28 protein-coding genes, 1 tRNA gene and 1 riboswitch are annotated in these 26,613 nt (G+C 66.7%); of the genes, 21 read left to right on the top strand and 8 right to left on the bottom strand.

Annotation, left to right across the window (positions count from 1 at the left end):
* Positions 1–132: 132 nt before the first annotated feature.
* Positions 133–735, top strand: a complete 603-nt coding sequence (locus MT490_RS20140; RefSeq protein ID WP_297391606.1) for a TMEM175 family protein — start codon at positions 133–135, stop codon at positions 733–735.
* Positions 736–956: 221 nt separating this feature from the next.
* Here MT490_RS20140 and MT490_RS20135 read toward each other — a convergent pair whose 3' ends face one another.
* Positions 957–3,704, bottom strand: coding sequence for a TonB-dependent receptor (locus tag MT490_RS20135; RefSeq protein WP_297391604.1), 2,748 nt, complete (start codon positions 3,702–3,704; stop codon positions 957–959).
* 230 nt (positions 3,705–3,934) lie between these two features.
* Between MT490_RS20135 and folE the strand changes: the two genes are divergently transcribed.
* The 4 genes from folE to MT490_RS20115 all read left to right on the top strand — a co-directional run bounded on the left by folE (position 3,935) and on the right by MT490_RS20115 (position 6,156).
* Complete coding sequence (gene folE, locus MT490_RS20130; protein WP_297391602.1) at positions 3,935–4,555, top strand: GTP cyclohydrolase I FolE; 621 nt, start codon at positions 3,935–3,937, stop codon at positions 4,553–4,555.
* The gene (locus MT490_RS20125) at positions 4,555–5,319 is read left to right on the top strand and encodes an SDR family oxidoreductase (RefSeq protein ID WP_297391600.1); all 765 of its coding nucleotides are present in this window, start codon (positions 4,555–4,557) and stop codon (positions 5,317–5,319) included. Before folE ends, MT490_RS20125 begins: the two co-directional genes overlap by 1 nt.
* A complete protein-coding gene (locus MT490_RS20120) occupies positions 5,312–5,662 on the top strand; it encodes a dihydroneopterin aldolase (RefSeq protein ID WP_297391598.1) in 351 nt (116 codons plus the stop codon). The genes MT490_RS20125 and MT490_RS20120 overlap by 8 nt, the downstream gene beginning before the upstream one ends.
* A gap of 107 nt (positions 5,663–5,769) precedes the next feature.
* A complete protein-coding gene (locus MT490_RS20115; protein ID WP_297391596.1) occupies positions 5,770–6,156 on the top strand; it encodes a PRC-barrel domain-containing protein in 387 nt (128 codons plus the stop codon).
* Positions 6,157–6,335: 179 nt separating this feature from the next.
* Here the strand turns inward: MT490_RS20115 and leuA are convergent, their stop codons facing one another.
* Both leuA and MT490_RS20105 read right to left on the bottom strand, forming a co-directional pair.
* A complete protein-coding gene (gene leuA, locus MT490_RS20110; protein ID WP_297391595.1) occupies positions 6,336–7,994 on the bottom strand; it encodes a 2-isopropylmalate synthase in 1,659 nt (552 codons plus the stop codon).
* A gap of 275 nt (positions 7,995–8,269) precedes the next feature.
* Positions 8,270–8,500, bottom strand: a complete 231-nt coding sequence (locus MT490_RS20105) for a hypothetical protein (protein ID WP_297391593.1) — start codon at positions 8,498–8,500, stop codon at positions 8,270–8,272.
* A gap of 404 nt (positions 8,501–8,904) precedes the next feature.
* On the opposite strand from MT490_RS20105, the gene MT490_RS20100 reads away from it, so the two are divergent.
* The 3 genes from MT490_RS20100 to MT490_RS20090 all read left to right on the top strand — a co-directional run bounded on the left by MT490_RS20100 (position 8,905) and on the right by MT490_RS20090 (position 11,124).
* On the top strand, positions 8,905–9,174 hold the full coding sequence (locus tag MT490_RS20100) for an SWIB/MDM2 domain-containing protein (protein ID WP_297391591.1): 270 nt from the start codon (positions 8,905–8,907) through the stop codon (positions 9,172–9,174).
* Positions 9,175–9,489: 315 nt separating this feature from the next.
* Positions 9,490–9,669 (top strand): hypothetical protein, encoded by a 180-nt coding sequence (locus MT490_RS20095; protein ID WP_135982690.1) that lies wholly within the window; start codon positions 9,490–9,492, stop codon positions 9,667–9,669.
* Between the two features lie 294 nt (positions 9,670–9,963).
* Entirely contained in the window at positions 9,964–11,124 is a 1,161-nt protein-coding gene (locus MT490_RS20090) for an NAD(P)/FAD-dependent oxidoreductase (protein ID WP_297391588.1), read from the top strand.
* 2 nt (positions 11,125–11,126) lie between these two features.
* Here the strand turns inward: MT490_RS20090 and MT490_RS20085 are convergent, their stop codons facing one another.
* Positions 11,127–11,534: a hypothetical protein gene (locus MT490_RS20085; protein WP_297391587.1), complete on the bottom strand. Its 408-nt coding sequence runs from the start codon at positions 11,532–11,534 to the stop codon at positions 11,127–11,129.
* A gap of 117 nt (positions 11,535–11,651) precedes the next feature.
* Here MT490_RS20085 and MT490_RS20080 point away from each other — a divergent pair, with 117 nt between their 5' ends.
* From MT490_RS20080 to MT490_RS20060, 5 genes are all read left to right on the top strand, one after another.
* Entirely contained in the window at positions 11,652–12,077 is a 426-nt protein-coding gene (locus MT490_RS20080) for a VOC family protein (protein ID WP_297391585.1), read from the top strand.
* Positions 12,078–12,157: 80 nt separating this feature from the next.
* Positions 12,158–13,894: a DEAD/DEAH box helicase gene (locus tag MT490_RS20075; RefSeq protein ID WP_297391583.1), complete on the top strand. Its 1,737-nt coding sequence runs from the start codon at positions 12,158–12,160 to the stop codon at positions 13,892–13,894.
* A gap of 211 nt (positions 13,895–14,105) precedes the next feature.
* Positions 14,106–14,564: a YaiI/YqxD family protein gene (locus MT490_RS20070; protein WP_297391581.1), complete on the top strand. Its 459-nt coding sequence runs from the start codon at positions 14,106–14,108 to the stop codon at positions 14,562–14,564.
* Positions 14,565–14,768: 204 nt separating this feature from the next.
* Positions 14,769–16,076: a DUF4157 domain-containing protein gene (locus MT490_RS20065; RefSeq protein WP_297391580.1), complete on the top strand. Its 1,308-nt coding sequence runs from the start codon at positions 14,769–14,771 to the stop codon at positions 16,074–16,076.
* Positions 16,077–16,177: 101 nt separating this feature from the next.
* Positions 16,178–16,531 (top strand): hypothetical protein, encoded by a 354-nt coding sequence (locus MT490_RS20060; RefSeq protein WP_297391578.1) that lies wholly within the window; start codon positions 16,178–16,180, stop codon positions 16,529–16,531.
* A gap of 66 nt (positions 16,532–16,597) precedes the next feature.
* On the opposite strand, the gene MT490_RS20055 is transcribed toward MT490_RS20060, so the two are convergent.
* Complete coding sequence (locus MT490_RS20055; protein WP_297391576.1) at positions 16,598–17,227, bottom strand: XRE family transcriptional regulator; 630 nt, start codon at positions 17,225–17,227, stop codon at positions 16,598–16,600.
* A 664-nt stretch (positions 17,228–17,891) separates the two neighbouring features.
* Between MT490_RS20055 and MT490_RS20045 the strand changes: the two genes are divergently transcribed.
* Complete coding sequence (locus tag MT490_RS20045; protein ID WP_297391572.1) at positions 17,892–19,250, top strand: M20/M25/M40 family metallo-hydrolase; 1,359 nt, start codon at positions 17,892–17,894, stop codon at positions 19,248–19,250.
* Complete coding sequence (locus MT490_RS20040) at positions 19,247–19,477, top strand: hypothetical protein (protein ID WP_297391570.1); 231 nt, start codon at positions 19,247–19,249, stop codon at positions 19,475–19,477. Before MT490_RS20045 ends, MT490_RS20040 begins: the two co-directional genes overlap by 4 nt.
* 36 nt (positions 19,478–19,513) lie before the next feature.
* On the opposite strand, the gene metE is transcribed toward MT490_RS20040, so the two are convergent.
* Both metE and MT490_RS20030 read right to left on the bottom strand, forming a co-directional pair.
* Positions 19,514–21,805 (bottom strand): 5-methyltetrahydropteroyltriglutamate--homocysteine S-methyltransferase, encoded by a 2,292-nt coding sequence (gene metE / locus MT490_RS20035; RefSeq protein ID WP_297391568.1) that lies wholly within the window; start codon positions 21,803–21,805, stop codon positions 19,514–19,516.
* Between the two features lie 108 nt (positions 21,806–21,913).
* Positions 21,914–22,115, bottom strand: a riboswitch (cobalamin riboswitch).
* A gap of 88 nt (positions 22,116–22,203) precedes the next feature.
* The gene (locus MT490_RS20030; RefSeq protein WP_297391566.1) at positions 22,204–23,052 is read right to left on the bottom strand and encodes an NAD(P)H-binding protein; all 849 of its coding nucleotides are present in this window, start codon (positions 23,050–23,052) and stop codon (positions 22,204–22,206) included.
* 199 nt (positions 23,053–23,251) lie between these two features.
* On the opposite strand from MT490_RS20030, the gene MT490_RS20025 reads away from it, so the two are divergent.
* Entirely contained in the window at positions 23,252–23,584 is a 333-nt protein-coding gene (locus MT490_RS20025) for a helix-turn-helix domain-containing protein (RefSeq protein ID WP_297391564.1), read from the top strand.
* 83 nt (positions 23,585–23,667) lie between these two features.
* On the opposite strand, the gene MT490_RS20020 is transcribed toward MT490_RS20025, so the two are convergent.
* A tRNA-Ser gene (locus MT490_RS20020) sits at positions 23,668–23,757 on the bottom strand.
* A gap of 183 nt (positions 23,758–23,940) precedes the next feature.
* On the opposite strand from MT490_RS20020, the gene hspQ reads away from it, so the two are divergent.
* From hspQ to MT490_RS19995, 5 genes are all read left to right on the top strand, one after another.
* A complete protein-coding gene (gene hspQ, locus MT490_RS20015; protein ID WP_297391562.1) occupies positions 23,941–24,273 on the top strand; it encodes a heat shock protein HspQ in 333 nt (110 codons plus the stop codon).
* Between the two features lie 126 nt (positions 24,274–24,399).
* Positions 24,400–24,780, top strand: a complete 381-nt coding sequence (gene rplU / locus MT490_RS20010) for a 50S ribosomal protein L21 (RefSeq protein WP_297391560.1) — start codon at positions 24,400–24,402, stop codon at positions 24,778–24,780.
* A gap of 23 nt (positions 24,781–24,803) precedes the next feature.
* Positions 24,804–25,073 carry a 50S ribosomal protein L27 gene (rpmA, locus tag MT490_RS20005; RefSeq protein WP_056614164.1) on the top strand — a complete coding sequence of 90 codons (270 nt, stop codon included), beginning with the start codon at positions 24,804–24,806 and terminating at the stop codon, positions 25,071–25,073.
* Between the two features lie 175 nt (positions 25,074–25,248).
* The gene (locus tag MT490_RS20000) at positions 25,249–25,806 is read left to right on the top strand and encodes a GNAT family N-acetyltransferase (protein WP_297391558.1); all 558 of its coding nucleotides are present in this window, start codon (positions 25,249–25,251) and stop codon (positions 25,804–25,806) included.
* A 145-nt stretch (positions 25,807–25,951) separates the two neighbouring features.
* Positions 25,952–26,536, top strand: coding sequence for a TetR family transcriptional regulator (locus MT490_RS19995; protein WP_297391556.1), 585 nt, complete (start codon positions 25,952–25,954; stop codon positions 26,534–26,536).
* The last annotated feature ends 77 nt before the right edge of the window (positions 26,537–26,613 follow it).

Genomic DNA, 26,613 nt, shown 5'->3' with positions numbered 1-26,613 from the left:
TGTTCCTCGTCCGGGAGATGGGCCCCCGCTTTCGCGGGGGTGACGAGCTAGGGTGCGGTCACCTCCCCCATCGCAGGGATGGCTTTGGGTCCGGTTTTGGATAGATTCCCCGGCACCAACCAGGGGACCCAAATGCCCGAACAAACCGAAGGCCGCGCCGGCGTGACCCGCGTCGAGGCCTATTCCGACGCCGTCATCGCGATCATCGTCACGATCATGGTGCTCGAGATGCACGCGCCCGAGGAGCCCGGCTGGGGCCACCTCCTCCATCTCTGGCCGGTATTCGTCTCCTATGCGCTCAGCTTCGCCTATGTCTCGATCTACTGGGTCAACCACCACCGGCTGTTCCACCACGCCACCCGCGTGACCAACGGCCTGCTCTGGTCGAACATCACCCTGATCTTCGCGCTGTCGTTGATCCCGTTCGGCACCGCCTATCTGGGCGAACAGGTCTTCAGCCGCGACGCGACCCTCCTCTACATGGGCATCATGCTGCTGCCGAGCTTCGCCTATATGTGGCTCCAGCGCACGATCCGGCGCACCGGCAGCCAGTCCGAGGAGGCACGCGCCTATCACCGCCTCGCGCTGCGCAAGGGCATGGCGGCGAGCATTGTCTACGCCTCGGGCATCGCGCTCACCTTCGTCTCGCCCGCGCTCGGCCTCGCCTGCGCAGCGCTCGTCGCGATCTTCTGGTGCCTGCCCGCCAGCGCGCTCGACCATCTGTTCGAACGCTGAAGCCGCCTCGGCCAAGGTCCATTGCTGTCATCCCGGAAGCCAATTTTCTCCAAATCTCTGATTTGGTCAGAAAATTGAGCTGTCCGGGATCCACCGTGAGGCAATGGTCTGGTGGAGAGGTGGATCCCGGACAGTAAGGCTTTCCAACGGAAAACCTTGGCGGTTTTCCGGGAAAGCCTAACTTCCGGGATGACGGGTTTGGAACCCGCGTTGACCGAACCTCAGAAGCCGAAGCGGACCCGCGCGCCGTAGAAGCGCGGCAGACCAGGATAGGCGGCGTAATTGCCGGTCTGCTCGGGCACCGCGAAGCCGGTGATATGATAATATTGGTTGGTGGCGTTCTCGACGAAGATCTCGCCGCGCCACTTGCCGTCGCTGGACTGGACGCCGACGGCAGCGTTGATCAGCGCATAGCCCGGGTTGAACAGCGTGGTGCGGCCCGTCGCCGGATCGGGGTTGCTCGAGGGGATGGTGACCTCGCTATTGTAGCGCATGTCGACATGGACGAGGCCGTTGATCCCGTCGGTCAGCCTCGGGGTCCAGGTGGTCGCGATCGTCACCGTGTGCTCGGGCTGGTTGTTGAACTGCCTGCCTTCCTGGCCCTGCAGCGGCGTGCCCGTGAAGTCGTTGCTGTCGGAATATTTGGCGCTGATGTAGCTGTAGCCAAGCTGGAAGGTCAGGTCGCGCGCCGGCCGGATCGTCGATTCGATCTCGACGCCCTTGCTGATGCTCTTCGCGACATTCTGCACCACGAAGTTGTTGCCCGAGAAGACCAGCGACTGGAGGTTGTAGAAGTTCATGTAGAACGCCGCGACATTCAGCGTGAACGCGCGGCTCGGGCTCGCCTTGAAGCCGATCTCATAGGCGTCGTTGGTCTCGGCACCGAAGCGCAGGTCCGATCCCTGCGCGCCGTTGCCGCCGAGCAGCACCGAATCGAACGTCGCCTGGTCGAGATTGTAGCCGCCCGACTTGTAGCCATGGTCGAAGCTCGCATAAGCGAGCAGCTTGTCCGAGAATTTGTAGGCGAGCTTGGCGGTGCCGGTGATCTCGTTGTCGGTGAAATCGTCCTGGTAATTGCCGTTGAACTCGCTGTTCACCGCCGGGTTGCAGCTCAGCAGGAACAGATTGTTGAACAGGCCGAGCTGGCGCAGCACGTTGGCATAAGCGGTAGCCGCCGGATTGCCCGCGCGGACCTGGTCGAAGAAGCCGCAGCTGCCGAGATTGTTGTTGATCGAGGCAGTCATGTCCTTCTTCTCGTGGTTCCAGCGCGCACCGAGCGTCACCGAGAGCTTGTCGGTCACATTGATGATGTTGTGCGTGAACAATGCGAAGGCGTTGGTCTTGACCCGGAAATCGTCGGGATTGTTGCCCTGGCCCGCAACGGCGCCCGGGAGCGGGCTTGCGGCGAGCGCGGCAAGGCCCGGGATCGGCGTCGACGGGAAGCCCGGAATGACGCAGAGGCCTGCGGGCGCGGTGCCCGCCTGGGCGCGGAAGCAGCCGACCAGCGGCGCGAGCCTGGCGCCATAGACCGCGGTCAGCGCCGGAAGCGAGTTCGGAACCGCGGGGTTCAGGAACACCGCACCGGGGGTCGGCACCGTCGGGCCGAGCGATCCGAAGAACTGGACCGATCCGCCGAAGGACGGCCCGGCCAGCGCGTTGAAGATCGAGTCGACATAGCGATTGCCGTCATTGCCGATCTGCACGACGTCGCGCAGCTTGTTGGTCTCGTTCAGGTAGAAGCCGCCGATCAGCCAGTCGAGCTTGCCGCCGAACGCCGAGCCCTGGAGGCGCAGTTCCTGCGTGAAGTCGGTGAGCTCGTTGCGATAGCCGTCGCGATAGGCGCGATCGATGCCCGAGAAATCGATGTCCTGGTTCCGGATCACGCGCCAGTCGCGATAGGCGGTGATCGAGGTCAGCTTGGTGCTGCCCAGATCCCAGTTGAGCTCGCCCGAGAAGCCCCAGTCGCGCACCTTCTCGGCATAGTCGCGGTTGGGCGATATCGCCATGCGCCGTTCGAGCGGCATCTGGCTGAAGTTGAGCTGCGTGGTGCTGCCGTTGGGGAAGGGCCGCGTGATACCGGGCGTGAAGTACAGCCCGTCAAGGCCCTGCGCCGCTGCCACCCCTTCGATCACGCCCGCAAGGCTGCCACGCACCGCCGATACCGCGCCGCAGCATTGCTCGTCGGTCTCGTAATAATCGCCGATCAGGCGGAAGGTGATGTCGCCGGTGTCGAGCAGCGCCTGGCCGCGGACGTTCCACCGGTTGATGTCGTTGATCGCGCGCTCGCTGTTGACGTCCTCGATATAGCCGTCGCGCTTGCGATAGCCCGCGTCGAGGCGCAGCGCGAGCGACTGGCTGACCGGGCCGGTGATCGCGCCCTTCACGCCATAGGCGCCGTAATTGCCGACCATGCCCTCGGCATAGCCGCCCAGTTCGAACTGCGGCTGCGCGGTGAAGATGCTGAGCGCGCCGGCCGAGGTGTTGCGGCCGAACAGTGTGCCCTGCGGGCCGCGCAGCACTTCGACGCGCTCGAGCTCGGGAAGCTCGGCGATGGCGACGCCCGCGCGGGCGCGGAACACGCCGTCGATGAACACGCCCACGGCGGGCTCGAAGCCGGGATTGTCGCCGCCGGTGGTGATGCCGCGGAGATAGATGGTGGTGCCGGTGGCCGAGGATTGCCCGGTCGAGCTCTGCAGCGAAGGCGCGAGCTGCTCGAGGTCGCGGACATTCTCGACGCCCGCATTCTGCAGCAGCTCCGGCCCGATCGCGGTGATCGCGATCGGCACGTCCTGCACCGTCTCGTTGCGCCGCGTCGCGGTGACGACGATCTCGTTCGCGCCCTGATAGTCGTCCGCCTGGCTTTCGTCTGGGGCGGGAGCCGCGGTGGTGGTGGCGGTTTCCTGCGCGAACGCGGGCGTGGCCATGAGCAAAGTGAGTGCCGTCGCTGCGAGCAAATCGAGCTTCTTCATGGGATAAATCCCCCCCTCTCCTGACGCGTCCCCGATATCCGGTGTCGGCGTTGCTTTTATTACGCATGCAACTAACGCTGCATTTTTGAAGCCGTCAACGGGGATGCGGCGCGGAACTCCGCGGTTTAGCGTCGTTTTCTGTGAAGCGGTACGGATGGGCAACAGGTCCGGCGCGACGAAGCGCCGCATGCCGTAGCGTAAATTGGTTCAAGGCTGGGAAGGACGGGCGAATGACGGAAAATCACGATCCTGGGGAAGATGGCGACCTGGTCGCCTCGCCCGCCAAGATCGCCGTGCCCGAGCATGTCGCCGAAGCGATCCGCACGCTGATCCGCTGGTCCGGCGACGACCCCACGCGCGAGGGCCTGATCGATACCCCCCAGCGCGTCGCGCGCGCCTGGAAGGAATATTGCCAGGGCTATGGCGAGGATCCCGCGCATCACCTTTCCCGCGTGTTCGAGGAAGTGGGCGGCTATGACGAGATCGTGCTGCTGAAGGGCATTCCGTTCCAGTCGCATTGCGAGCACCACATGGCGCCGATCATCGGCACGGCCTCGATCGCCTATCTCCCGAAGGACCATGTCGTCGGCATCTCCAAGCTCGCGCGCGTGCTCCATGCCTTTGCGCGCCGGCTGCAGGTCCAGGAGCGCCTCACCGCCGAAGTGGCGGACTGCATCTGGCGGGAGCTCGAGCCCGTGGGCGTCGCGGTGGTGATCGAGGCCAGCCACGCCTGCATGACCGCGCGCGGCGTGCGCACCCCCGGCGTGGGCATGGTCACCAGCCGGATGATGGGCGTGTTCCGCGAGGACGAGCGCAGCCGGCAGGAAGTGCTCAAGCTGATGGGTTATTGATGCGGGTCCTGGTGACCGGCGGGGCGCGGCGGATCGGCGCGGGAATCGCGCGCCGCCTCGCGCTCAGGGGCCATGCCGTCGCGATCCACCATCACCACGCGCCGGACGAGGCCGAGGCATTGCGCGAGGCGATCGCCGCGGCCGGCGGCACGGCCTGCGTCGTGTCGGGCGAGCTCGCCGATGCCGCCACCGCTCCCGCGCTGATCGCCGCGGCGCGCGAGGGGCTGGGCGGGCCGGTCGACGGACTGGTCAACAACGCCTCGCAATTCGCCTTCGACGCGCTGCCGCTCGCCGATTTCGCGCTGCTCGACCGGCATATGCGCGTCAATCTCGGCGCGCCGGTCGCACTCGCCTCGGCGCTCGCGGCGCAGGACGATCTGGGCGAAGGCGCGGTGGTCAATCTGCTCGACCAGAAGGTCGCGAACCTCAACCCTGACTTCTTCACCTATACCTGCAGCAAGGCCGCGCTCGCCGCCGCGACGGAGATGCTGGCGCAGGCGCTGGGCCCGCGGATCCGCGTCAACGCGGTCTCGCCCGGCCTCACCCTCCCCAGCCTCGACCAGACGCCCGAGCAATTCGCGGAGCATGCCCGCCAGAACCTGCTCCAGCGCCCGGTCGCGCTCGACGACGTCGCCGCGGCGGTCGAGCATCTGCTCACCGCGCGCAGCATCACCGGCCAGAACGTCTTCGTCGATTGCGGCCAGCGCTTCCTGCCGCGCGACGGCGACGTGATGTTCGAAGGCCGCGCGCGGCCCCATGGCTGAGTACACGATCCTGCTCGAGGGCCTCGAGCTCCGCATCGGCCTCGGCATCCACCCGCACGAGCGCGCCGCGCCGCAGCGCGTGACGCTCGACGTCGCGATGACCTGCGCCTATCCGGAGCCCCCCGAGGACCGGATCCATGCGGTGGTCGACTATGACTTCCTGCGCGAACGCATCCACGCGCTCGCGGCCTCGCGGCACATCGAGCTCCAGGAAACCCTGTGCGACGAAGTCGCCGCGCTCGCCCTCGCCGATCCCCGGGTCGTCCGCGTCCGCGTCCGCTCGATGAAGCTCGACATCTATCCCGACGCACGGATCGGTTGCGAGATAACCCGAAGCCGCTGAGGCGAAGCGCGTCGCGACCGGGGCGAACGACCCTCGCTGTCATTGCCCGGTAACCACATCGGCGCAGCCTTGTCCTGGCGGCGGGGGCTGAGTCGAGGAGACGAGCTATGACCGACACGGAAATCGGGAACGACACGGAAATCGCGACCGACGAGACCGAGGCGCTGATCGCATCGAACAAGGTCGAGGGCACCGCCGTCTACGACGAGGATGGCGAGAAGCTCGGCTCGATCTACAACTTCATGGTCGACAAGGTCTCGGGCCAGGTCGAATATGCCGTGCTCCAGTTCGGCGGCGTGTTCGGGCTCGGCAGCGACTATTATCCGCTGCCCTGGGACAAGCTGACCTACGATACCGAGCAGGGCGGCTATGTCGTCGACGTCGACAAGGAAACCCTCGAAGCCGCCCCCCGCTACACCGCCGAGGAACCGCCCGCCTATGACCAGGCCTATGGCGAGCGCGTCTACGGCTATTACGGCCTGAGCTATCCGTGATCTGCTAAGACGTATCGACTTTCAGGCGAGCGAGGCCCTTCAATCCTCCCCCGCAAGGGGGAGGTGGCACGCGCAGCGTGACGGAGGGGGCGGAACCATTGTGCTCCATTGGAGAGGACGCTGCTTACCTCCCCCTCCGACGCCTTCGGCGCCACCTCCCCCTGGCGGGGGAGGATTATCTAGGCCCGGTTCGCCGCGCTCAGCACCGCGCGCACCGAGGCGGTCGCGATATCCGCGTCGATCCCGACCCCGAACACCGTCCGCCCGTCCTCGGTCCGGCATTCGACATAGGCCGCCGCCTGGGCGTCCGCGCCATGGCCGATCGCATGCTCGCTGTAATCGACCACGTCGAGCGACGGCCCCGTCGTGCCCGCAAGCGCGTCGATCACGCCCGAAATCAGGCCGTTGCCGCGCCCCGAGATCGACTGCTCGGCGCCATCGATGGCGATGCGGCCGACGAACACGCGCTGCCCCGCCGCGCCCGATTCCTCGTAATCGACCAGGGCGATGCGGTCGCCCTCGCCCGGCAGGTACACCTGCTCGAACTTCTGCCGGATATCGGCGGCGTTCAGCTCGCGGCTGGTCTCGTCCGCCAGCGCCTGGACATGGCGAGAGAAGTCCGCCTGCATCCTTTTGGGCAGCTTGAGCCCGCGATCCTGCTCGAGCACCCAGGCGACGCCGCCCTTGCCCGACTGCGAGTTGACCCGGATCACCGCCTCATAGTCGCGGCCGAGATCCTTGGGATCGATCGGCAGATAGGGCACGTCCCACAGCTCGTCGTTGCGCGCTTCCTGCGCCGCGAAGCCCTTCTTGATCGCGTCCTGGTGGCTGCCCGAAAAGGCCGTGAACACCAGTTCGCCGGCATAGGGATGCCGCGGGTGGACGGGCAGCTGGTTGCAATATTCGACCGTCTGGATGACCTCGTCGATGTCCGAGAAGTTCAGCCCCGGATCGACGCCCTGCGTGTACATGTTGAGCGCCAGCGTCACGAGATCGACATTGCCGGTGCGCTCGCCATTGCCGAACAGGCAGCCCTCGACGCGGTCCGCGCCCGCCAGCAGCCCCAGCTCGGACGCCGCGACGCCGGTGCCGCGGTCGTTGTGCGTGTGCAGGCTGATCACCACGCTGTCGCGGTTGCGGATGTTGCGCCCGAACCATTCGATCTGGTCGGCATAGACGTTGGGCGTCGCCGCCTCGACCGTCGCCGGCAGGTTGAGGATCAGCGGCTTCTCGGGCGTGGGGCGGAGGATCTCCATCACCGCCTCGCAGACCTCGACCGAGAAATCGAGCTCGGCGGTCGAGAAGGTCTCGGGGCTGTATTCGAAATGCCAGTCGGTATCGGGCTGCTTCGCCGCCTCGTCGCGCAGCACCTTGGCGCCCGCCACCGCGATCTCGCGGATCTCGTCGCGGCTCATCCCGAACACGATGCGGCGCCACGCGGGCGACACGGCGTTGTAGAGATGGACGATCGCCTTCTTCGCGCCCTTCAGGCTCTGGAAGCTCGTCTCGATCAGATCCTGCCGCGACTGGGTGAGCACCTGGACGATCACATCGTCGGGGATGCGACCCTCGCGCACCAGCCCCGAGATGAAGTCGAACTCGGTCGCGCCCGCGCTGGGAAAGCCGACCTCGATCTCCTTGACGCCGACCTTCACCAGCAGATCGAAGAAGCGCTGCTTCTTCTCGCCGTCCATCGGATCGATCAGCGCCTGGTTCCCGTCGCGCATGTCGGTGGAGAGCCAGCGCGGCGGCTGGGTGATCGTCCGGCTCGGCCATTGCCGGTCGGGCAGGGCCACCTGCGGGAAGGGACGGTATTTTACGCTCGGGTCGCGCAACATGGGTGCCTCTCAAGGGATCGCGGACGCGCCGTAGCGCGTGCCAAGTCATGCTGGAAGTTCTGCTCGGCCTTAGGCCATTTGCCCTTAGACCATTTGCCCTTAGAGACCTGCGCGCGCAGCGGTTCGGCCCCTAAGGGCGGATAAGTCGCAGAAGGCGCAGCGCGTTCGTCACGGCGCCCTTATTAGCGGGCGCGGCGATTTTGTCCACCATCGTTGATCTACGGTAGGCGAAAGCAAGGATTTCCGCCCGCTTATGCGTCAGTCTATGCGCCGGCCTATGCGGTGGTGTTCGCCACTGCCTCGGCATCCACTGCATTGTCCGTGGCATTGTCCTCGACCGCCTCGTCCGCGGCGGCAGGCGTTTCGACGGGCGTTTCGCTCGCCTTGGGGCTGGGCGTCGCGACGATCTCGGCCATGGGCGGCGGATCGGAATAGTTGGCGCCAGTGGTGCCGCCACCTCCGCAGCCCGCCAGCGCCAGCAATCCCCCGACCAGCAGCAATCGCATCGCATCCCCCTCTCAGAGCAGCGCTGATAGCATGCGTCCGCGCGCGCATCCATCGGCTCTCGCGCTTTCCGCCGAGGCGGCCATCGAACGCGACGAAGCGTTCCGGAAGCGCAACTTCGGCCCCTATTTCGGCTTTAACATCTGTAATTATTCGATAAATTGCAGAAAGAAGCGCTTGAGCAGAGGTTATCGCGCGTGCTGGAAACCACCTGGGGGCGCCCCGCCAAGGCAAACTGCTCTCTAGACAGACGCGCGATACCAATATCAAAGGGCGTCAGGTGCGTGCATCCAGGCACGAACCAACAGTACATCGTCGCAAGCGACTACGGCAGGAAGACTTCGCACGAGCCGGCGGCGCTGACGAGGGAATAGCCCGGAAACGGGTGCGAACAGGAGAAGAGAGAATGGCCGATACTAAAGCAGCTGGTGGAGCACGTGGTGGCATCGCCAAGCCGGTGACGCCTTCGCCGGAGCTGGCCGCGATCGTCGGCACCGCCGATCTGCCCCGCAGCGAGATCGTCAGCAAGATGTGGGATCACATCAAGAAGAACAACCTCCAGAACCCTGAAAACAAGCGGGAAATTCTGGCGGACGACAAGCTCGAGAAGATCTTCGGCGCCAAGAAGGTGACGATGTTCGAAATGAACAAGCACATCTCGAAGCACGTCAAGTAAGGCTGCCGCCGGCACGCGCCGGCGCACCTCACGGAGCAAAAGCGGGGCGGGTCTCGAACGAGGCCCGCCCCGTTTCCGTTGGGCCGCAGCGGGGCAGCGAAATCGGCTCCCGGGCAGGCGAAGGAGAAGCGGATCCGGCCGATATCCGGCGCCGCGATTCCCGACTCGCCGGGCGCGAACCTGGGCCTCGATCCGCGCATCATGGCCTTTCCGAGACCCCGGAAGCCGTCTTTTCCACAGAAATCTTCACTCGCCGACTGGCTGGTCACGGCGCCGCCTGACTGGCATTGCGCGACACAGAACAGGAGACGAGCCATGTCCGAGCGTTTCGAACGCCATCGCCAGCCCTGGCGACCCGACGAGATCCAGAAGCTGCACACGCTCGCCAAGAAGGGCATGGCGTTGAAAGCGATCGCCAAGGCGCTCACCCGCAGCGAGGAATCGGTGAAGGAACGCGCCAAGCTCGACGGACTGAGCATCGCCAAGCTGCATTGACGTCTTGCTTACTTCGTCCCCCCTCCGTCACCCCGGCCTTGGGCCGGGGTCCACAGTGCCGCAACGGCAGGACAAGAGGCTCGAGATCCTCCCCTGGCCGCACCGTGGACCCCGGCACTTCGGCCGGGGTGACGGGTGTTCTTCTTTCTACCCCCTCCCTTTTAGGGAGGGGATAAAGGGGTGGGTTCAGCGGCGGACGGGGCTCGATGCCCCGGCCGTCGCTTATGCGGCAAGCGGCCACGGCTCGCTGACGCTCGCACCCACCCCCCGCCCCTCCCTTGCAGGGAGGGGAGTTTGACTCGCTACGACGCCATCATCCTCGGCGGCGGCGCGGCCGGCCTGATGTGCGCGGCGATCGCCGGCCAGCGCGGGCGACGCGTGCTGCTGCTCGACCATGCGGGCGAGGTCGGCAAGAAGATCCTGATCTCCGGCGGCGGGCGCTGCAACTTCACCAACATCCACACCGCGCCCGACCGCTATCTCTCGGCCAACCCGCATTTCGCCAAGTCGGCGCTCGGCCGCTACACCGCGCAGGACTTCCTCGCTTTGGTCGAGCGCCACGGCATCGCGTGGCACGAGAAGACGCTCGGCCAGCTCTTCTGCGACGGCTCGGCGCGCCAGATCGTCGACATGCTGCTCGACGAGTGCGCACGCGGCCAGGTCGAGATCCGGACCGGCCGCGGCGTCGGCGCGATCGACCATGCCGACGGCCGCTACCGCGTCGGCGATGCCGAGGCGCCTGCGCTGGTGATCGCCACCGGCGGCCCCTCCATCCCCAAGATGGGCGCGACCGGCTTCGCCTATGATCTCGCCCGCCGCTTCGGCCTCAAGGTCATCGAGCCGCGCCCCGCGCTGGTGCCCCTCACGCTGCCGCCTGACCAGGCGCTGTTCCGCGAGCTCTCGGGCGTATCCACCGACGTGGTGGCCCGCGCAGGCAAGGCCGCCTTCCCCGAGGCCGCCTTGTTCACCCATCGCGGCCTTTCCGGCCCCGCCATCCTCCAGATCTCGAGCTATTGGCGCCACGGCGAGGCGATCGGGATCGATTTCCTGCCCGGCCGCTCCCCGAACTGGCTGATCGAGGCAAAGCGCGCCGCGCCCCGCACGACCGTGCGCAAATGCCTCGCCGAAGCGCTTCCCGCCCGTCTCGCCGAGACTTTGGCCGAGCAAATCGCTCTCCCCGGCGACCTCACCAACCTTCCCGATCGCAAGCTGCAGGAAGCCGAGCGCCGGCTCGCCGCATGGCCCTTCCTGCCCAATGGCACCGAAGGCTTCGCCAAGGCCGAAGTCACGATCGGCGGGATCAGCACCGCCGAGCTCTCGTCGCAAACGATGGCGGCGCGGAAAGTCCCCGGCCTCTACGCGATCGGCGAGGCGGTCGACGTCACAGGCTGGCTCGGCGGCTATAATTTCCAATGGGCCTGGGCGAGCGGCTGGGCCGCTGGCCAGGCGCTCTGAGGCTATTTGCCCGCCAGCCCCTGGCTACGCTTCGCCGCGGTCGCGCTGCGCAGTGCCTCGGTCCGGCTCCGCAGCATCGCGATCTCGGCATCCGAATAGCCGTCGCGCCCATAGCGTGCGCTCGCCGCTTCGATCCGGCGTCCCTCGCGGCGCAGCGCGCGTGCCTCGCGCCGGCTGAGCTGCCCGCTCTCGCGGCCGGTGCGGATATCGTTGCGGATGTCGCGCACCTCGCGCGACACCGAGGCGCTGCGCTCCACCGTAGGGTTGAGCGGCGCCGGAAGCCGGATGTCCCCGCGGATCGGCGCGGGGCTGGTGCCCGAGAATTCGCGCATCGCACGGCTGAGCTGGGCCGAGGCGGGCGCAGCCGCCGTGACCGCGACTAGGAACATCCCGATAGCGAGCACACGCATGTGCCAGTCTCCCCTTTAGCCCGCGCCGAACCTCTCCGCCCACCGCTGAACCGCCGCTTAATGCCGCGCGCGGCGGAACCCGGCCGCCGCCCGCGGGTTCCCGCGTCCATGGAAGCCATGCAACTCCACCGCGGTCGCCTGATCGACCATATCCAGTTGGTCGTCGCCGACCTGCATGCCAGCCGCCGCTTCTACGAGGCGGTGTTCGACGTGCTCGGCGTGCCCGTAGGCGGCAGCGCCGACACCCATTTCTGGTATGACGAGCTGTTCGTCTCCACCCCCGACGGTCCCGAAGCCCTGGGCAAGCTCACCGGGCGCCACCATCTCGCCTTCCAGGCCGCCGACCATATTATGGTCGAGGCCTTCCACAAGGCAGGCCTTGCCGCCGGCGGCAAGGACAATGGCGCGCCGGGCGAGCGCCCCTACCACCCCGGCTATTACGCCGCATTCCTGCTCGATCCCGACGGCAACAATATCGAGGCGGTCCATCACGGCGCCGCCGAACGCTCGGCGCCGAGCGTCCGCATCGACTTCGAAATGTGAGCTCGCCCGCCTCGGGACTTGTCCCGGTAACCGCGAATTCGCTTGCCCTTCCGGCCCCGCACCCCCATGTGCGCGGCTCCATGGAATTCCAGAACCTCCCCGCGCTTCTCGCCGAAGCGCTCGCAGCGCGTGGTTATGCCGCGCCCACGCCCGTCCAGGCCGCCGTCCTCGAACCCGAGGCACAGGGCCGCGACCTCATCGTCTCCGCGCAGACCGGCTCGGGCAAGACCGTCGCCTTCGGCCTCGCAATGGCCGGCGAGCTGATCGGCGAGGACGGCCGCGTCGTCCCCAGCCGCGAACCGCTTGCATTGATCATCGCCCCCACCCGCGAGCTCGCGCTCCAGGTGAGCCGCGAGCTGATCTGGCTCTACGGCCCCACCGGCGCGCGCATCGCCACCTGCGTCGGCGGCATGGATGCCTCGAAGGAGCGCCGCCAGCTGGGCCATGGCGCGCACATCGTCGTCGGCACGCCCGGGCGCCTGCGCGACCATCTCGAGCGCGGCGCGCTCGACCTCTCCGCGCTCCGCGCCGCCGTGCTCGACGAAGCCGACGAGATGCTCGACATGGGCTTCCGCGACGATCTCGAGCATATCCTCGACGCCACCCCCAACGAGCGCCGCACCCTGCTCTTCTCGGCGACGATGCCCAAGCCGATCGTCGCGCTCGCCCGCCGCTACCAGCAGGACGCGCTGCGCATCTCGACCGTCGGCGAGGATCGCGGGCACGGCGACATCGCCTATCAGGCGGTCACCATCTCGCCCTCGGACATCGAGCATGCGGTGATCAACCTGCTCCGCTTCCACGAGGCCGAGACCGCGATCCTGTTCTGCGCGACGCGCGACAATGTCCGCCACTTGCATGCGACGCTGGTCGAGCGCGGCTTCTCCGCCGTCGCCCTCTCGGGCGAGCACAGCCAGAACGAGCGCAACCACGCGCTGCAGGCCCTCAGGGATCGCCGCGCGCGCGTCTGCGTCGCCACCGACGTCGCCGCGCGCGGCATCGACCTGCCCACGCTCAGCCTCGTCATCCATGTCGAGCTGCCGCGCGACGCCGAGGCGCTTCAGCACCGTTCGGGCCGCACCGGCCGCGCCGGCAAGAAGGGCACCGCCGTCCTCCTCGTCCCCTATCCGCGCCGCCGCCGCGTCGAGATGATGCTCAAGGGCGCGCGCATCAACGCCGAGTGGATCGAGGCCCCGACTCCCGAGGCGATCCGCGCCAATGATCGCGAGCGCCTGCTGGCCGCATTGCTCGCGCCCATAGAGACCGACGAGGAGGATCAGGCGCTGGCCGAACGCCTGCTCGCCGAGAAGTCGCCCCAGGAGATCGCCGCCGCCCTGGTCCGTGCGCACCGCGCCGCGATGCCGCAGCCCGAGGAACTGATCGAGCAGACTCCCGACGGCCGCCGCGCCGCGCAGCAGGAGCGTCACCGCCCCGGCTTCGACGACATCGCCTGGTTCCACATGGATATCGGCCGCCGCCAGAACGCCGATCCGCGCTGGATCCTGCCTTTGATCTGCCGTCGCGGCCACATCACCAAGAACGAGATCGGCGCGATCCGCATCGGCCCCAACGAGACCTTTTTCCAGGTCCCGCGCGCGATGGCGGCCAAGTTCGCCGCCGCGGTGGCGCGCACCGCCGAGGGCGAGGAGGACGTCCGCATCGAGCCCTCGCGCGACGGCCCGCCGCAGCAGGGCAGCCGTCCCCCGCACGGCGGACGCCCGCCCCACGGCGCCCGCCCCCCGCAGCGCGGCGGCCCCAACCGCCCGCAGGCGCCCTACAAGGCCAAGCCCCACCGCAAGGGCCCACCGCGCGGGTGAACGAAAGGGCGTATCGCACATACCGTGGTCAGACGATCGGCGCATCCATGCTCCTCCCCCGGAGGGGGAGGTGGCAGCCGCAGGCTGACGGAGGGGTAGTCTCCACGGGTGACATCGCTTGTGGAGGCTACCTCTCCACCAGCTTCGCTGGTCCCCCTCTCCCTCCGGGAGAGGATTTGGGAATACACCGCCACGCTCCGGTGACGCTCGCGTGAGCGCCCCCCGCATCCTCGTCGATGCCGATGCCTGCCCGGTGAAGGAAGAGATCTACAAGGTCGCCCTCCGCCACGAAGTGCCGGTGGTCGTGGTCAGCAACCAGCATCTGCGCGTGCCCCCGCATCCCCTGCTCAGCCGCCAGGTGGTGAGCGATGGCTTCGACGCCGCCGACGACTGGATCGCCGAGCAATCCGCCCCCGGCGGAATCGTGATCACCGCCGACATCCTCCTCGCCGATCGCGCGCTCAAGGCCGGCGCGCGCGTCCTCGCCCCTACCGGCAAGCCCTTCACCACCAGCTCGATCGGCGCCGCCATCGCCACGCGTGCGATCATGGCCGACCTGCGCGCCGGCGGCGACCAGCTCGGCGGCCCCGCGCCCTTCGCCAAGACCGACCGCTCGCGGTTCCTCCAGGCGCTCGATACGGCGGTGGTGGCGGTAAAACGCGGCCGCTGACCGCCCCTTCCGATCCTTCCCCGCCGCCGCCCGATATGAGCACGCACCACAGGCCGGGCCCTGGCCGCCGATACGGAGCTGCTATTGGCAGGCGCGCACATCGCAGGAAGATTGTAGGATATTTGTAGGATAAAGCTTGGAAAACGCAGATCTCCGCCACGAGCCGTGCCGGTTCGTTTCGCGCGTAGACAAGGAGATCCTGCAATGAGCACGCTGCCCAACCCCTATGCGCTGGTCGAGAGCTGCCGAATCTATGGCGGCGGCCTGAACATTGGAGCGCTCTATGGCCGCATGAAGATCGAATCCGAGGGGAGTTCCAACCGCTGGTATGCGATCAGGGCTTCGGTCGTCGGATACCTTACCGTGGGTGAGTTGGCGGACGTCGACAGCATCTACAATAGCGAGAATCCGTTCGCCAACGCCTTGCCGACGCCCGTGCCGGATCCGGTCCCGGTGCTGGTGATGCCAGTGAACGCGACGCCGATCGACGCCAGCGGCCTGATCTTCCCCAGCCCGGACGCACCGATGGCCGAACAGGAAGCATTCTACAACGGCGCGGCATATCAGGCCTATATCGCGGCCAGGCAGCAGTCGACCGCGGGCTACGGCTTCGACAGCATCTTCGACAACTACGTGCTCAATTCCGTGATCTCCTACCAGGCGAACAGCAACCTCGCCGGCGCGATCGACTATATGCAGCAGATCACGGCCAGTCATAACCAGCAGCTGAGCCAGACGGTGGTCCGCAATCTGGCCCAGAAGGGCTATGACGTCTCGGAGTCCGAAGCTGCTTATCTTCTGAGCGGCGGGCAGCTGACCATGGTGCAGAGCAGCACCGGGACGCTGGTCAGCGTCGACCGGTTCCTCGATCCCAACACCATCGTCGTCACGGCTGCCCCGATCGGCAACCCGCCGCTCGCGGTCTATAGTCCGGGCTTCCTCTCGATGCTTTCAACCGGGCTGTCCTTCACGCCGATCAGCACCACCGGGGGGACGCCGCCGGCGCCGAGCAACCAGCTCCGAGCGATGACAGCCGGCGAAAAGGGCAATGTCACCCGGATCTTCGGCAGCTCCGTCAATTTCGACAAGGTCAGGATCGTCTTCGGATCCGGCGGATCCTTGATCGCGAGCAGGGCGTTCGCAAATGGCAACCCGGCGATCACGCTCGGCAACACGATCTATTTCAACTCGCCCCCTCACGAGTTCACGAGTGCCTCGGAGCTGGCGACCTTGGCGCACGAGATGGCCCATGTCAGGCAGTACCAGACGCTCGGCTGGATTTCGGTGACCACCGGAGTCGTCAGGGATGCGGTAGCCATGGGAAGCCAGACTGCACCGTACCAATACTGGACCAGGAACCTGGGCTTCCAGTATGAGATGCTCGAGGGTCAGGCACAGATCGTTCAGGATTACGTCGCCTACAAGGAGAGCAACGGAGCGATCCTGCCGAGCTATATCACTGCGGAACGCCTGGAGATTATGGCGACCGGATCGGGGGTCTACGGAAAGTAACGGTCGAGGCGTCGCTTGTCCCGCGACAGGCGACGCCGATACCGCTGGATTTTAGCCTGGAATCATGAACTGATGTCGGGCGGATAACGAAGGAGCAGGGCATGCGATTGGGTCTGGGTATCGGCATCATTGCCCTGGCGTTGACCGGGTGTTCTCCGGCCGCGCACATCGCCGTGACGGTGCGATCCCCATCCGACATTTCCTTCAAGGTGACGACTGAAAAGGACGATCCGGGTTGCATCGACCATTTGGTCGTCCGTGATGCCGGCGGCGCAACCAGATGGGAGGTCACGCGGCAGGCCGGCGACAAGGCTTGCCTGCAGGAACTGACTTTCCCGAAAGCCCCGCCGGGCTTTACCGCCCAGCAAAATGCGACTTCGTTGCCTGAAGGAGGCTACCAGGTCGAGGTGCAAAGCGGCGTGTATCGGGGCGTCGCAAGCTTCGCGATCAATTAGCCACCTTCCGCCCCCCGCGTGCCCATCGCTCGAAGCGCGGCGCGCCGCAATCTGCGAGCGCATGGGTCAACTGACAGCACGCCCTGCCCATACGACACGGCCGATCACCGAAATCGTTTCGGGCGACACGTCGGTCCATGTCGGATATGCCGGATTGTCGCTCGCCACGGTGAGGCTGCCTGCAGCGGGGCTTACCCCCAGCCGCTTGACGATCAGGTCATCGTCGCGACGAAGCACGTATACGCCGTCACGGATGCGGCGATCGCCGGTGTCCACGAGCACGTCGTCGCCATCGCCGAGTGTCGGCGCCATCGAATCACCCGTGACCGAGATGATCGAAAGATCGCTCGACTTGCCGCGCGTCAATCGTGCTAGCCACCTGGCATCGAAGTGATACTCGGCGACGACAGCTTCGCCTTCCACGCTCCTTCCGCTTCCGGCGGAGGCTTGGACATCCAGGCGCGGCACCTTGACGAGCGAAGCCCCTTCCGGGCCGCCGAGGAAGCTTTCCGGGACCCCGAAGAACCTGGCGAGCTTCGCTCGGTCCTCCGCCTCCAGCTTGGCCGGATGCCCGCGCGACACATATTGCTGAATGTAGGTCGGGTTGCGGCCAAGCAAGCGCGAGAGCTCCGCAAAACTGCTGCCGTTCGAACGAACGAGTTCGCGTAGATTTTGGCGGGCAGCATCAGCATCCATGCCCGGGGAGTACGCGCAGGAATCTTCCTAGACAAGTAGGAAATATGGCACAAACATAACGAGAACAACCAGCCGGAGCTTGTCATGATTCTGCGTCGGATCGAGCGTTATCTGAAATCCCACCGGGTCCCGCCGGCAAGGTTCGGCCGCCTCGCGGTGGGCGATCCTCGCTTCGTCTTCGACCTTCGCATTGGCAGGGAACCGCGCCCTGCGACCGAACGGCGTGTTTCGGCCTATCTTGATCAAGTCGAGCTCCCACCAGCGGGGTGCCTTGATGGCGACGGCGCTCGTCGTGCCGGTTGCCCAGGCTGCCGCTGGTACAGGGCACAGATGCCCTCCGGTGACGGCGCGCGGGTGTCGCGCTCGTGACGCCGACCTGCGCGTATGCTTGGCTTCGTTGCGCGAAGCCGGGGCGCGGGTGTGCCCCTGGTGTCGCGGGACTGGCGCGCAAATGTAGCGTCACCGTCGCCAGGCGGGCGCGAACCTGTCGCGTCCGGTCAAGCGCACATCGGACACTATGTTTATATATCAACAGGTTGCTTGATTTACCCCGCCCCGAAAACCCGCCAGTGAGTAAACTTCGGTCAACTTGCCCCGGGCGCACCCGTTGCCCTGCACTCCTTCCCTTCCTAAGCTCACCCAAAATTCCAACCCCCGGGGCATCATGCACAGACTGAAGACCATCCTCCTCGCCGGCACGCTGGCGGCTGCTCTCGCCGCGCCCGCCCAGGCCCAGCGCGCACCCGCGGCGATCACGCCCGAGCATGTCCGTGCGCATGTCGATTATCTCGCCGGCCCCGCTCTGCGCGGCCGCGGCAGCGCGACGCCGGACGAAGCCGCGGCGGCCGCCTATGTCGCATCGATGTTCCGGGGCTACGGCCTGGCCACCGCGCCGGGGATGACCGGCTACACCCAGCCGATCGAGATCGTCAGCCTGCGGCTCGACGGCGCGCCGGTGCTCACCGCCAATGGCGCGGCGGTCGATTCCCCCCTGCTCTTCTCCTCCAACGGCCAGCCGGTGCGCGGCAAGCTCGCGGTGTTCGCCGGCACCGATCCCAAGCAGGCGCCCGCCGCCGACGCGGTCATCGTCACCAACCCGGCCGCCAACGGGCTCCAGTTCGCCGGCCAGGTCGATCCGTCCAAGGTCAAGCTGGTCATCATCCGCGCCACCGATCAGATCCGCGGCTATTACGAGCGGATCGGCGGCCGCCCGCGCCTGCCCCGTTATATCAAGGGCGAGACGCCGCGCCCCCGCCCCACCGTCGTCGCGCTGAACGACGCCGCGTTCGACAAGCTCGCGGCGCAGGACGGCGCCGATATCGCGCTCGAGCTGCCCGGCCTCGTCGAGCAGCAACAGGTCACCACAAACGCGCTCGGCTTTCTCCCCGGCACCGATCCGAAGGCGGGGGTGATCCTGGTCACCGCGCATCTCGACCATCTCGGCGTCCGCCCCGACGGCAAGGTGATGTACGGCGCCAATGACGACGCCTCGGGCACCGCCGCGGTGCTCGAGCTGGCGCGCACGCTTGTCGGCAGGAAGCATCGCCGCGGCATCCTCTTCGTCGCTTATGGCAGCGAGGAGGCCGGCGGCTTCGGCGCGCGCTGGTTCGCCGAGCATCCGCCGGTGCCGCTGTCGGACATCGTCGCCAATCTCGAGATCGAGATGATCGGCCAGCAGGATCCCAAGCTGCCCCAGGGCACGATGATGATGACCGGCTTCGAGCGCTCGACCTTCGGCGAGACGCTGAAGGCGCACGGCGCTTTGGTCACCACCGATCCCTATCCCGAGCAGAACTTCTTCCAGCGCTCGGACAATTATGCGCTCGCATTGAAGGGCGTGGTCGCGCACACCGTCTCGGGCTGGGCGACGGTTCCCACCTATCACACGCCCGAGGATACGGTCGACCGGCTGGACATCCCGTTCATGGCGCGGGCGATCCAGTCGCTGGTCGCCCCGCTCGCCAGCCTCGCCGACAGCAAGGCCAGGCCCGAATGGAAGCCGGGCGGCCGCCCGAGCGAATGACCGCCGGCGAACTCCAGGACCTGCTGATCAATGCGCTCGTCCGCAAGGCGGGCGGCAGCAAGCGCGACTGGCGCGCCGCGCTGGGCCCGGTCCGCGTCTACGGCACTGATACGCACCCGCATTGCAACTGGTCGGTGGCGCCCTCGGGCAGCAATGGCGAGAATGCGATCATCGAACGCCTGCTCGACGATTTCCGCGGCCGCCATCCGCTGGTGACGGGTGGATAACCCCCTCTCCCCGCAAGCGGAGAGAGGGGGTCTGCCTCACACCGCTGTCCGCAGCGTCCGCGCCGCGGCGACCATCGCGTCGATGGCGGGCTTCACCTCCGCCCATTTGCGCGTCTTGAGCCCGCAATCGGGGTTCACCCACAATTGCTCGGGCCGCAGATGCGTCTGGGCCAGCCGCATCAGCGCCACCATCTCCGCCTCGCCCGGCACCCGCGGCGCGTGGATGTCATACACCCCCGGCCCGATCGCCCCCGGATAGCGGTATGCGGCAAAGCCCTCGAGCAGCTCCATCTGCGAGCGCGCGGTCTCGATCGAGATCACGTCGGCGTCCATCGCCCCGATCGCCGGCAGGATGTCGTTGAACTCCGAATAGCACATGTGCGTGTGGATCTGCGTCGCGTCGTCCGCACCGGCAGCGGAGAGCCGGAAGCAGTCGACCGCCCAGTCGAGATAGGCCTGCCAGTCGCCCCTGCGCAGCGGAAGCCCCTCCCGAAGCGCGGCCTCGTCGATCTGGATCGCCTTGCAGCCCGCCGCCTCGAGGTCGAGCACCTCGTCGCGGATCGCCAACGCGATCTGGCGGCACGATGCCTCGCGGGCCTGGTCGTCGCGGACGAACGACCAGTTGAGGATAGTCACCGGTCCGGTGAGCATGCCTTTCACGGGCTTGGTCGTGAGCTCCTGGGCATAGAGCCACCAGTCGACCGTCATCGGCCGGGGCCGCGAGACGTCGCCGTACAGGATCGGCGGGCGCACGCAGCGCGAGCCGTAGCTCTGCACCCAGCCGTGCACGGTGAAGGCGAATCCGGCGAGTTGCTCGCCGAAATACTGGACCATGTCGTTGCGCTCGAATTCGCCATGGACGAGCATGTCGAGCCCAGCGTCCTCCTGCCAGCGGATCGCCTGCGCGGTCTCCTCGCGGAGGAAGCCGGCATAGGTCGCCGCGTCGATCTCGCCGCGATTGTGGCGGGCGCGGGCGCCGCGGACCTCGGCGGTCTGCGGGAACGAACCGATCGTCGTCGTCGGAAAGGCCGGCAGGCCGAGCACCGCCGCCTGCGCGTCGATCCGCGCGTCGAGGCTCGAGCGCCGTGCGTACATGGCGGGCGTGACGGCGGCGATCCGCTCGGCGACCGCCGGATTGTGCACCCGCGGCGACGCCTTGCGCGCTGCGCTGGCCCGAGCCGCAGCCCCGAGCTCGGCAGCGACGCTCTCCCGCCCCTCGTTGAGCGCCTGCTTGAGGATCGCGAGCTCCTCGATCTTCTGCGCCGCGAAGGCGAGCCACTGCGCCACCTCGGGATCGAGCTTCGATTCCAGCGCTAGATCGACCGGCACATGGAGCAGCGAGCAGGACGGCGCGAGCACCAGATCACGCGTCGCGGCGATCGGCGCGATCCGCTCGATCAACGCATCGAGATCGGCGCGCCACACGTTCCTGCCGTCGACCACGCCGAGCGAGAGCAGCAGCGACTTCGGCGCGGCCTTGAGCAGCGGATCGAGCTGCTCGGGCGCGCGGACCAGATCGACGTGCAGCCCCGCCACCGGCAATGCGGCGACGAAGGACAGATTGTCACCCAGCCCGCCGAAATAGGTGGTGAGCATCAGCTTCGGGCCCGAGCGCGACAGCCGGGCATAAGCGCGGGTCAGCGCCCGCCGCTGCTTCTCGTCGAGATCGAGCACGAGCACGGGCTCGTCGATCTGCACCCATTCGGCGCCCGCCTGGGCGAGATGGCCGAGGATCACCGCGTAGAGCCCGAGCAGCTCGTCGAGGAAGTCGAACGGATCGACATCGCGTCCCTTGGCGAGGCTCAGCCAGGTCACCGGGCCGAGCAGCACGGGCCGCGCCTCGAAGCCCTGCGCCTTGGCCTCGCGATATTCGTCGACCACCTTGAGCCGGTTGAGCGCGAGCTTCTGGCCGGCGGCGAGCTCGGGCACGAGATAATGATAGTTGGTATCGAACCACTTGGTCATCTCGCACGCGGTCAAACTGGCATGGCCGCAGCCGTCGCCATGACCCTCGCCGGTCGTGCCGCGCGCCATCGCGAAATAGGTGTCGAGATCGGCGGTGCCGTCCGCGCTGCCATAGCGGCTGGGGATCGCCCCCAGCATCATGCTGGTGTCGAGTACATGGTCGTAGAGCGAGAAGTCGTTCGACGGCAGCCAGTCGGCGCCGAGCGCCTTCTGCCGTGCCCAGGCCGCGGTGCGCAGCCCGGAGGCCGCCTCGAGCAATTCGGCCTGCGACGTCTTGCCGGCCCAATAGGCCTCGAGCGCGTGCTTCAGCTCGCGCCGCGGCCCGATGCGCGGGAAACCCAGAGTGGCAATGGAAATGGTCATGTTCTTCAACCCCGAAGAAGGCGAAGCGCACGGACCAGACACGAGCATGCACCCGGGAGACGGCCCCCGCAGCGACGTGCAAGCGACCAGCCCGGACACCCCGCCGGTGGACGTTATCGCGTCGAAGGCAGGTCTCCTGGCTCACGGGTCACAGCGTCGGTCCGTCTTCCCGGGGCGAACCCCAGTGACATGTTTGGACCGCAGCTCACCGCTTACAGTTGCGGGGGCAGCGCCGGTCTCTCACCGGCTTCCCGTCTTAGCTCCGCCGCGAACCGCGTCCGGACGGAGAACCTTGACCCCATCAAGATCGCACCGCGCGAGAGTCCGGTCAAGGGAGATATAAAGATTTCTTTATATGACCTGACCGGACTGCCCGTGACAATGGCGGCGACCTCCTCTCAGGACAGCCGTTCCAGCAGGACCTCACGAAGCGAACGCGGGGATCGACCCGCCAGACGCTCCACATCGCCGGTCACGATATCGAAGCAGCCCTGGACATAGCTTTTCTCGATATCGACAAGCGCGTCGACATATTGCGCCTCGATGCCCGCCTGCCCGAGCCCCAGGCGAAGCCCGGCTTCGTCGAGCACCGCAAATCGCAGCGTTCTGCCCGTGACTTCGGAAGCCAGCGCCGCGCGCTCCGCACCGGTCAGCGCGGTGGGCCCGGTTGCGTTGTAGATAGCGCCAGCATGCCCCTCGCCGACCAGGATTCCGGCCGCCGCAGCCGCCAGATCGTCACGCGATACGAATGCGACGCGGTTCTCCGCGATGCCGGGCAGGATGCCCGATCGCAACCCCATCGGGACCATCTGCGCGAAGGTCTCCGCATAATAGTTCATCCGCAAAATGGTCCAGTGCGGCGCCACCCTCATCAGGTGCTGTTCGCCCACATAATATGGCGCGTACATCGCCGACATGGCGGTCTCGCGCGTCGCGGCGGAAGAGATCATGACGATCTGATCGACACCCGCCGCCACGGCGGCATCGATCGCGGCCACGAAGTGGCGATCGCGTACCCCAGGGCGCACGTCGTGGCTCGGAATGATCAACAGGCGATCGAGCCCCCGATACGCCGCGACCAGCGTTTCCGGTCGATCATAGTCGCCCGGACGTGCTTCCGCGGGCGGCTCGACGGCACTGGGCGTGCGGGATATTCCCACGATGTCGTGGCCTGCCCCGCGCACCTTAAGCTCGGCAAGCACCGCCTTGCCGAGTTGCCCGCTCGCGCCGCTCACTCCGATCCTCATCACGATATCCTTTCCATCTCTACGAACAAAATGTTCGTGACGATATGTTTGATATCGAATACGCCCACAAGAATGCACAATCCTGTGCATTGCGATCAAAATTGATCGCGTGAAGGCGAAGAGGTGCGTCTTGAAGCCTGGGAACCCAAAGGTACCGCCGGAATGGAGCGACCATGCGGATTGTCGGGCGGTCTTGCAGGTGCTGGACAGGATCGGCGACAAATGGACGGTCATGGTCGTCGGCGCGCTGTCGGAAGGACCGATGCGCTTCAACGCGATCATGCGCACGGTCGATGGCGTATCGCACCGGATGCTGACGATCACGCTCCGCGGGCTGGAAGCCGACGGGCTCGTCAAGCGAACCGCCTATGCGACGATCCCCCCAAAGGTCGAATATGAGCTGACCATGCTTGGCCGCTCGCTGATCGATCCGCTGACGGCTTTGGCAGGCTGGGCCAGGCGGAACCGACCGGCCATGGCGGCAGCGCGGGCGCAGTTCGAAGCGGCGAGGGCGAAGGTCGACGAGGCGTGAGCCTGGGCCGGCGAGGGCCGAAACCTCACCAATCCGGAATCGGTAAGGCAGTTGCCTGCGCTAAGTGCTAAATCAGGAGGAAGTGGCGGAGAGGGTGGGATTCGAACCCACGGTACCCGTGAGGGCACGCCGCATTTCGAGTGCGGTACATTCGACCACTCTGCCACCTCTCCGCGAGGTCTTAAGATGCCGACCGTCGGGGTATCCCGACATCGGCACCGGTCGATGAGGGCGGGCGCTTAGCGCAATGAATCGGGGACCGCAAGCGCGGTGCTTGTGCGACGCGGCGAACGCACTAAATTAATGCCATGCCGCGTGCACCCGTCCCTCCCCTTCCCCTCGAAGCCGCCGTCCCCATGCCGCCCGTCTCCTCGGCGCGGTTCGCGATCGGCGACGTCGTGCGCCACCGGCTGTTCGATTTCCGCGGCGTGATCTTCGACGTCGATCCGGTCTTCGCCAATTCGGAAGAATGGTATGAGGCGATTCCCGAGGACGTGCGTCCGCGCAAGGACCAGCCCTTCTACCATCTGCTCGCCGAGAACGCCGAGTCGAGCTACATCGCCTATGTCAGCCAGCAGAACCTCGTGGCCGACGACAGCGACGAGCCGGTCGACCATCCGGCGATCGGCGGTCTGTTCGAACGCTATGCCGGCGGTCGTTACAAACTGAAGGCCGCGCATCGCCACTAGGTGCGGGCAACCGGGGTTTTTTACCCCAAGACCGTTGACAGCGAGCCCCTCTTCCCTTAGCTGCGCCCTTCCTCCTGCCGGGGCAATCCCTGGCGGGCACAAGCTTTTGTAGGTTGAGACATCGCCATGTTCGCTATCGTGCGCACGGGCGGCAAGCAGTATCGCGTTGCCGCCGGAGACAAGATCGTCGTCGAGAAGCTCGACGGAGAGGCCGGTTCGACGGTCACGCTGGGCGACGTCCTGCTCGCCGGCGAAGGCTCGGAGCTGAAGCCGACCGACGGCCTGACCGTCTCGGCCGAGATCGTCGCGCAGGCGAAGGGCGAGAAGGTCATCGTCTTCAAGAAGCGCCGCCGGCACAACTACCGCCGCCGCAACGGCCATCGCCAGAATCACACGATCCTGAAGATCACTGCGATCGGTGCGCAGGAAGAGAAGAAGAAGGCCGCGCCCAAGGCGAAGAAGGCCGCCGCTCCCGCCGAGGCAGAAGCCCCGGCCGCGGAAGCGTAAGCGAGATACGAGGAGTATAGGCAATGGCACATAAGAAAGCAGGCGGCTCTTCGCGCAACGGTCGCGATTCGGCAGGCCGCCGCCTCGGCGTCAAGAAGTTCGGCAGCGAAGCCGTCGTCGCGGGCAACATCATCGTGCGCCAGCGCGGCACCAAGATCTATCCGGGCGTGAACGTCGGCATGGGCAAGGATCATACCCTCTTCGCGCTCACCGACGGCCGCGTGTCGTTCAAGGTCGGCAAGCTCGGCCGCAAGTTCTGCTCGGTAGACATGATTGCGGAAGCAGCCGAATAACATCGGGTAACCGGCCGGGTTGCCCACCAGGGTGACCCGGGTCCGACGAACGGACCAGCTGAAAAGGGAGACGGGTCACCCCGGCTCCCTTTTTCTTTTGCTCCCACGAAATGCGGCTGCAAACTGGCTGTCACACAGACACGTCAGGGGCACCGCAAGACCGAGGAGACTGGTCATGTTCGTGCGAACGCAAAGACTGACGTTACGGCCCGGCTGGCGCGAGGATGCCGCCGAGCTCGCCCGCGCGATCGGGCACGAATCCGTGGTGCGCAACCTCGCGCGCGCGCCCTGGCCCTATACGATCGAGGCCGCCGAGACCTTCGCCGCCGGCTTCGACATGGTCGCCGAGCCCAAGTTTCTGGTCTTCGAGCACCAGGGCGGCACCTTGCGGCTGATCGGCGGCATGGGCATCGGCCCGCTCGGGGACGAGCGGCACGAGCTCGGCTATTGGATCACGCCGGATGCCTGGGGCCGTGGCTATGCGACCGAGGCCGGCGCCGCGGTGCTGCGCGCCGCGCGGGCGGCGGGAGTCCGCCGTGTCGCGGCGGGGCACTTCCTCGACAACCCCGCTTCGGGGCGCGTGCTGCGCAAGCTAGGCTTCCGCGCCACAGGGCGCGTGACCTCGGTCTATTCGCGCGGACGCGGGGCCGCCGTCCCCTCGGCCCGTTTCGAGCTGGACCTGTCGGATGGAACCGTCGTGGACAATGATCCGCGAACCTGCATGGCGGCGTGACTCGGTCACGCCGCCGGCTTCGGCTGGGTTGACGCTTCCGCATCGGACAGTCCCGATCGCGGAATCATGGGCTTATTCGCTGCTTTCCCCTTGGCGGTTCCTCCACTAAGCCGGATTCCCCAGGGGCAAGAGTGTTTTCCCGTAGATGTCGTCCAATGCACGCAAGCGCCTGTCTCCCGAAGAATCGCGCGATGCCGCGCTCGAAGCCGCCCGCGCGCTGCTGCTCGAAGCCGGGCCGCAGGCGGTCACGCTGAAGGCCGTCGCGGCGCGGATCGGGCGGACGCACGCCAATTTGCTCCACCATTTCGGCTCGGCGGCCGGGCTGCAGAAGGCGCTCGCCGCGAGTATCGCGGGCACGGTGACCGCCGAGATCGGCGCTGCGGTCCTGCGCGCGCGCAGCGGAGACCAGGATCCGCGCGAGGTCGTGGATCTCACCTTCGACGCGTTCGGCAAGGGCGGCGCAGGCGCGCTGGCCAGCTGGATGATCCTCAACGGCAATGAGGATGCGCTCGACCCGATCCTCGAGGCGATCCACCGGCTGGTCGACGAGATCAGCGCCGATGCGATCGATGCGCAGCTGCTGCGCGAGGAGACGCTGCAGCTCACCCTGATGGCGCTCGGCGACGCGCTGCTCGGCGGACCGATGGCACGCGCTGTCGACCTGCCGCGCGAACGCGCCCGCGAGATGGCGGTAACCCAGCTGCGCAAGTCTGTGGCAAACGGGGGTTAGACCACAAAACACTCCCCTCCCTGTTTGCAGGGAGGGGATGGGGGTGGGTGCGCGCGTCTGCGCGCCCAAAAGACTCA

This window comes from Sphingomonas sp., assembly GCF_026460985.1.
Taxonomy (GTDB): Bacteria; Pseudomonadota; Alphaproteobacteria; order Sphingomonadales; family Sphingomonadaceae; genus Sphingomonas.
The sequence above is the reverse complement of the archived record's forward strand: the minus strand, read 5'-3'. Positions and strand labels throughout refer to the sequence as shown.

What these genes read in the sequence shown, in the direction of transcription:
- MT490_RS20140 (WP_297391606.1), top strand. Translation starts at nt 133, where the DNA reads ATGCCCGAACAAACCGAAGGCCGCGCCGGCGTGACCCGCGTCGAGGCC.
- MT490_RS20135 (WP_297391604.1), bottom strand. Translation starts at nt 3,704, where the DNA reads ATGAAGAAGCTCGATTTGCTCGCAGCGACGGCACTCACTTTGCTCATG.
- folE (WP_297391602.1), top strand. Translation starts at nt 3,935, where the DNA reads ATGACGGAAAATCACGATCCTGGGGAAGATGGCGACCTGGTCGCCTCG.
- MT490_RS20125 (WP_297391600.1), top strand. Translation starts at nt 4,555, where the DNA reads ATGCGGGTCCTGGTGACCGGCGGGGCGCGGCGGATCGGCGCGGGAATC.
- MT490_RS20120 (WP_297391598.1), top strand. Translation starts at nt 5,312, where the DNA reads ATGGCTGAGTACACGATCCTGCTCGAGGGCCTCGAGCTCCGCATCGGC.
- MT490_RS20115 (WP_297391596.1), top strand. Translation starts at nt 5,770, where the DNA reads ATGACCGACACGGAAATCGGGAACGACACGGAAATCGCGACCGACGAG.
- leuA (WP_297391595.1), bottom strand. Translation starts at nt 7,994, where the DNA reads ATGTTGCGCGACCCGAGCGTAAAATACCGTCCCTTCCCGCAGGTGGCC.
- MT490_RS20105 (WP_297391593.1), bottom strand. Translation starts at nt 8,500, where the DNA reads ATGCGATTGCTGCTGGTCGGGGGATTGCTGGCGCTGGCGGGCTGCGGA.
- MT490_RS20100 (WP_297391591.1), top strand. Translation starts at nt 8,905, where the DNA reads ATGGCCGATACTAAAGCAGCTGGTGGAGCACGTGGTGGCATCGCCAAG.
- MT490_RS20095 (WP_135982690.1), top strand. Translation starts at nt 9,490, where the DNA reads ATGTCCGAGCGTTTCGAACGCCATCGCCAGCCCTGGCGACCCGACGAG.
- MT490_RS20085 (WP_297391587.1), bottom strand. Translation starts at nt 11,534, where the DNA reads ATGCGTGTGCTCGCTATCGGGATGTTCCTAGTCGCGGTCACGGCGGCT.
- MT490_RS20080 (WP_297391585.1), top strand. Translation starts at nt 11,652, where the DNA reads ATGCAACTCCACCGCGGTCGCCTGATCGACCATATCCAGTTGGTCGTC.
- MT490_RS20075 (WP_297391583.1), top strand. Translation starts at nt 12,158, where the DNA reads ATGGAATTCCAGAACCTCCCCGCGCTTCTCGCCGAAGCGCTCGCAGCG.
- MT490_RS20065 (WP_297391580.1), top strand. Translation starts at nt 14,769, where the DNA reads ATGAGCACGCTGCCCAACCCCTATGCGCTGGTCGAGAGCTGCCGAATC.
- MT490_RS20060 (WP_297391578.1), top strand. Translation starts at nt 16,178, where the DNA reads ATGCGATTGGGTCTGGGTATCGGCATCATTGCCCTGGCGTTGACCGGG.
- MT490_RS20055 (WP_297391576.1), bottom strand. Translation starts at nt 17,227, where the DNA reads ATGGATGCTGATGCTGCCCGCCAAAATCTACGCGAACTCGTTCGTTCG.
- MT490_RS20045 (WP_297391572.1), top strand. Translation starts at nt 17,892, where the DNA reads ATGCACAGACTGAAGACCATCCTCCTCGCCGGCACGCTGGCGGCTGCT.
- MT490_RS20040 (WP_297391570.1), top strand. Translation starts at nt 19,247, where the DNA reads ATGACCGCCGGCGAACTCCAGGACCTGCTGATCAATGCGCTCGTCCGC.
- metE (WP_297391568.1), bottom strand. Translation starts at nt 21,805, where the DNA reads ATGACCATTTCCATTGCCACTCTGGGTTTCCCGCGCATCGGGCCGCGG.
- MT490_RS20030 (WP_297391566.1), bottom strand. Translation starts at nt 23,052, where the DNA reads ATGAGGATCGGAGTGAGCGGCGCGAGCGGGCAACTCGGCAAGGCGGTG.
- hspQ (WP_297391562.1), top strand. Translation starts at nt 23,941, where the DNA reads ATGCCGCCCGTCTCCTCGGCGCGGTTCGCGATCGGCGACGTCGTGCGC.
- rplU (WP_297391560.1), top strand. Translation starts at nt 24,400, where the DNA reads ATGTTCGCTATCGTGCGCACGGGCGGCAAGCAGTATCGCGTTGCCGCC.
- rpmA (WP_056614164.1), top strand. Translation starts at nt 24,804, where the DNA reads ATGGCACATAAGAAAGCAGGCGGCTCTTCGCGCAACGGTCGCGATTCG.
- MT490_RS20000 (WP_297391558.1), top strand. Translation starts at nt 25,249, where the DNA reads ATGTTCGTGCGAACGCAAAGACTGACGTTACGGCCCGGCTGGCGCGAG.
- MT490_RS19995 (WP_297391556.1), top strand. Translation starts at nt 25,952, where the DNA reads ATGTCGTCCAATGCACGCAAGCGCCTGTCTCCCGAAGAATCGCGCGAT.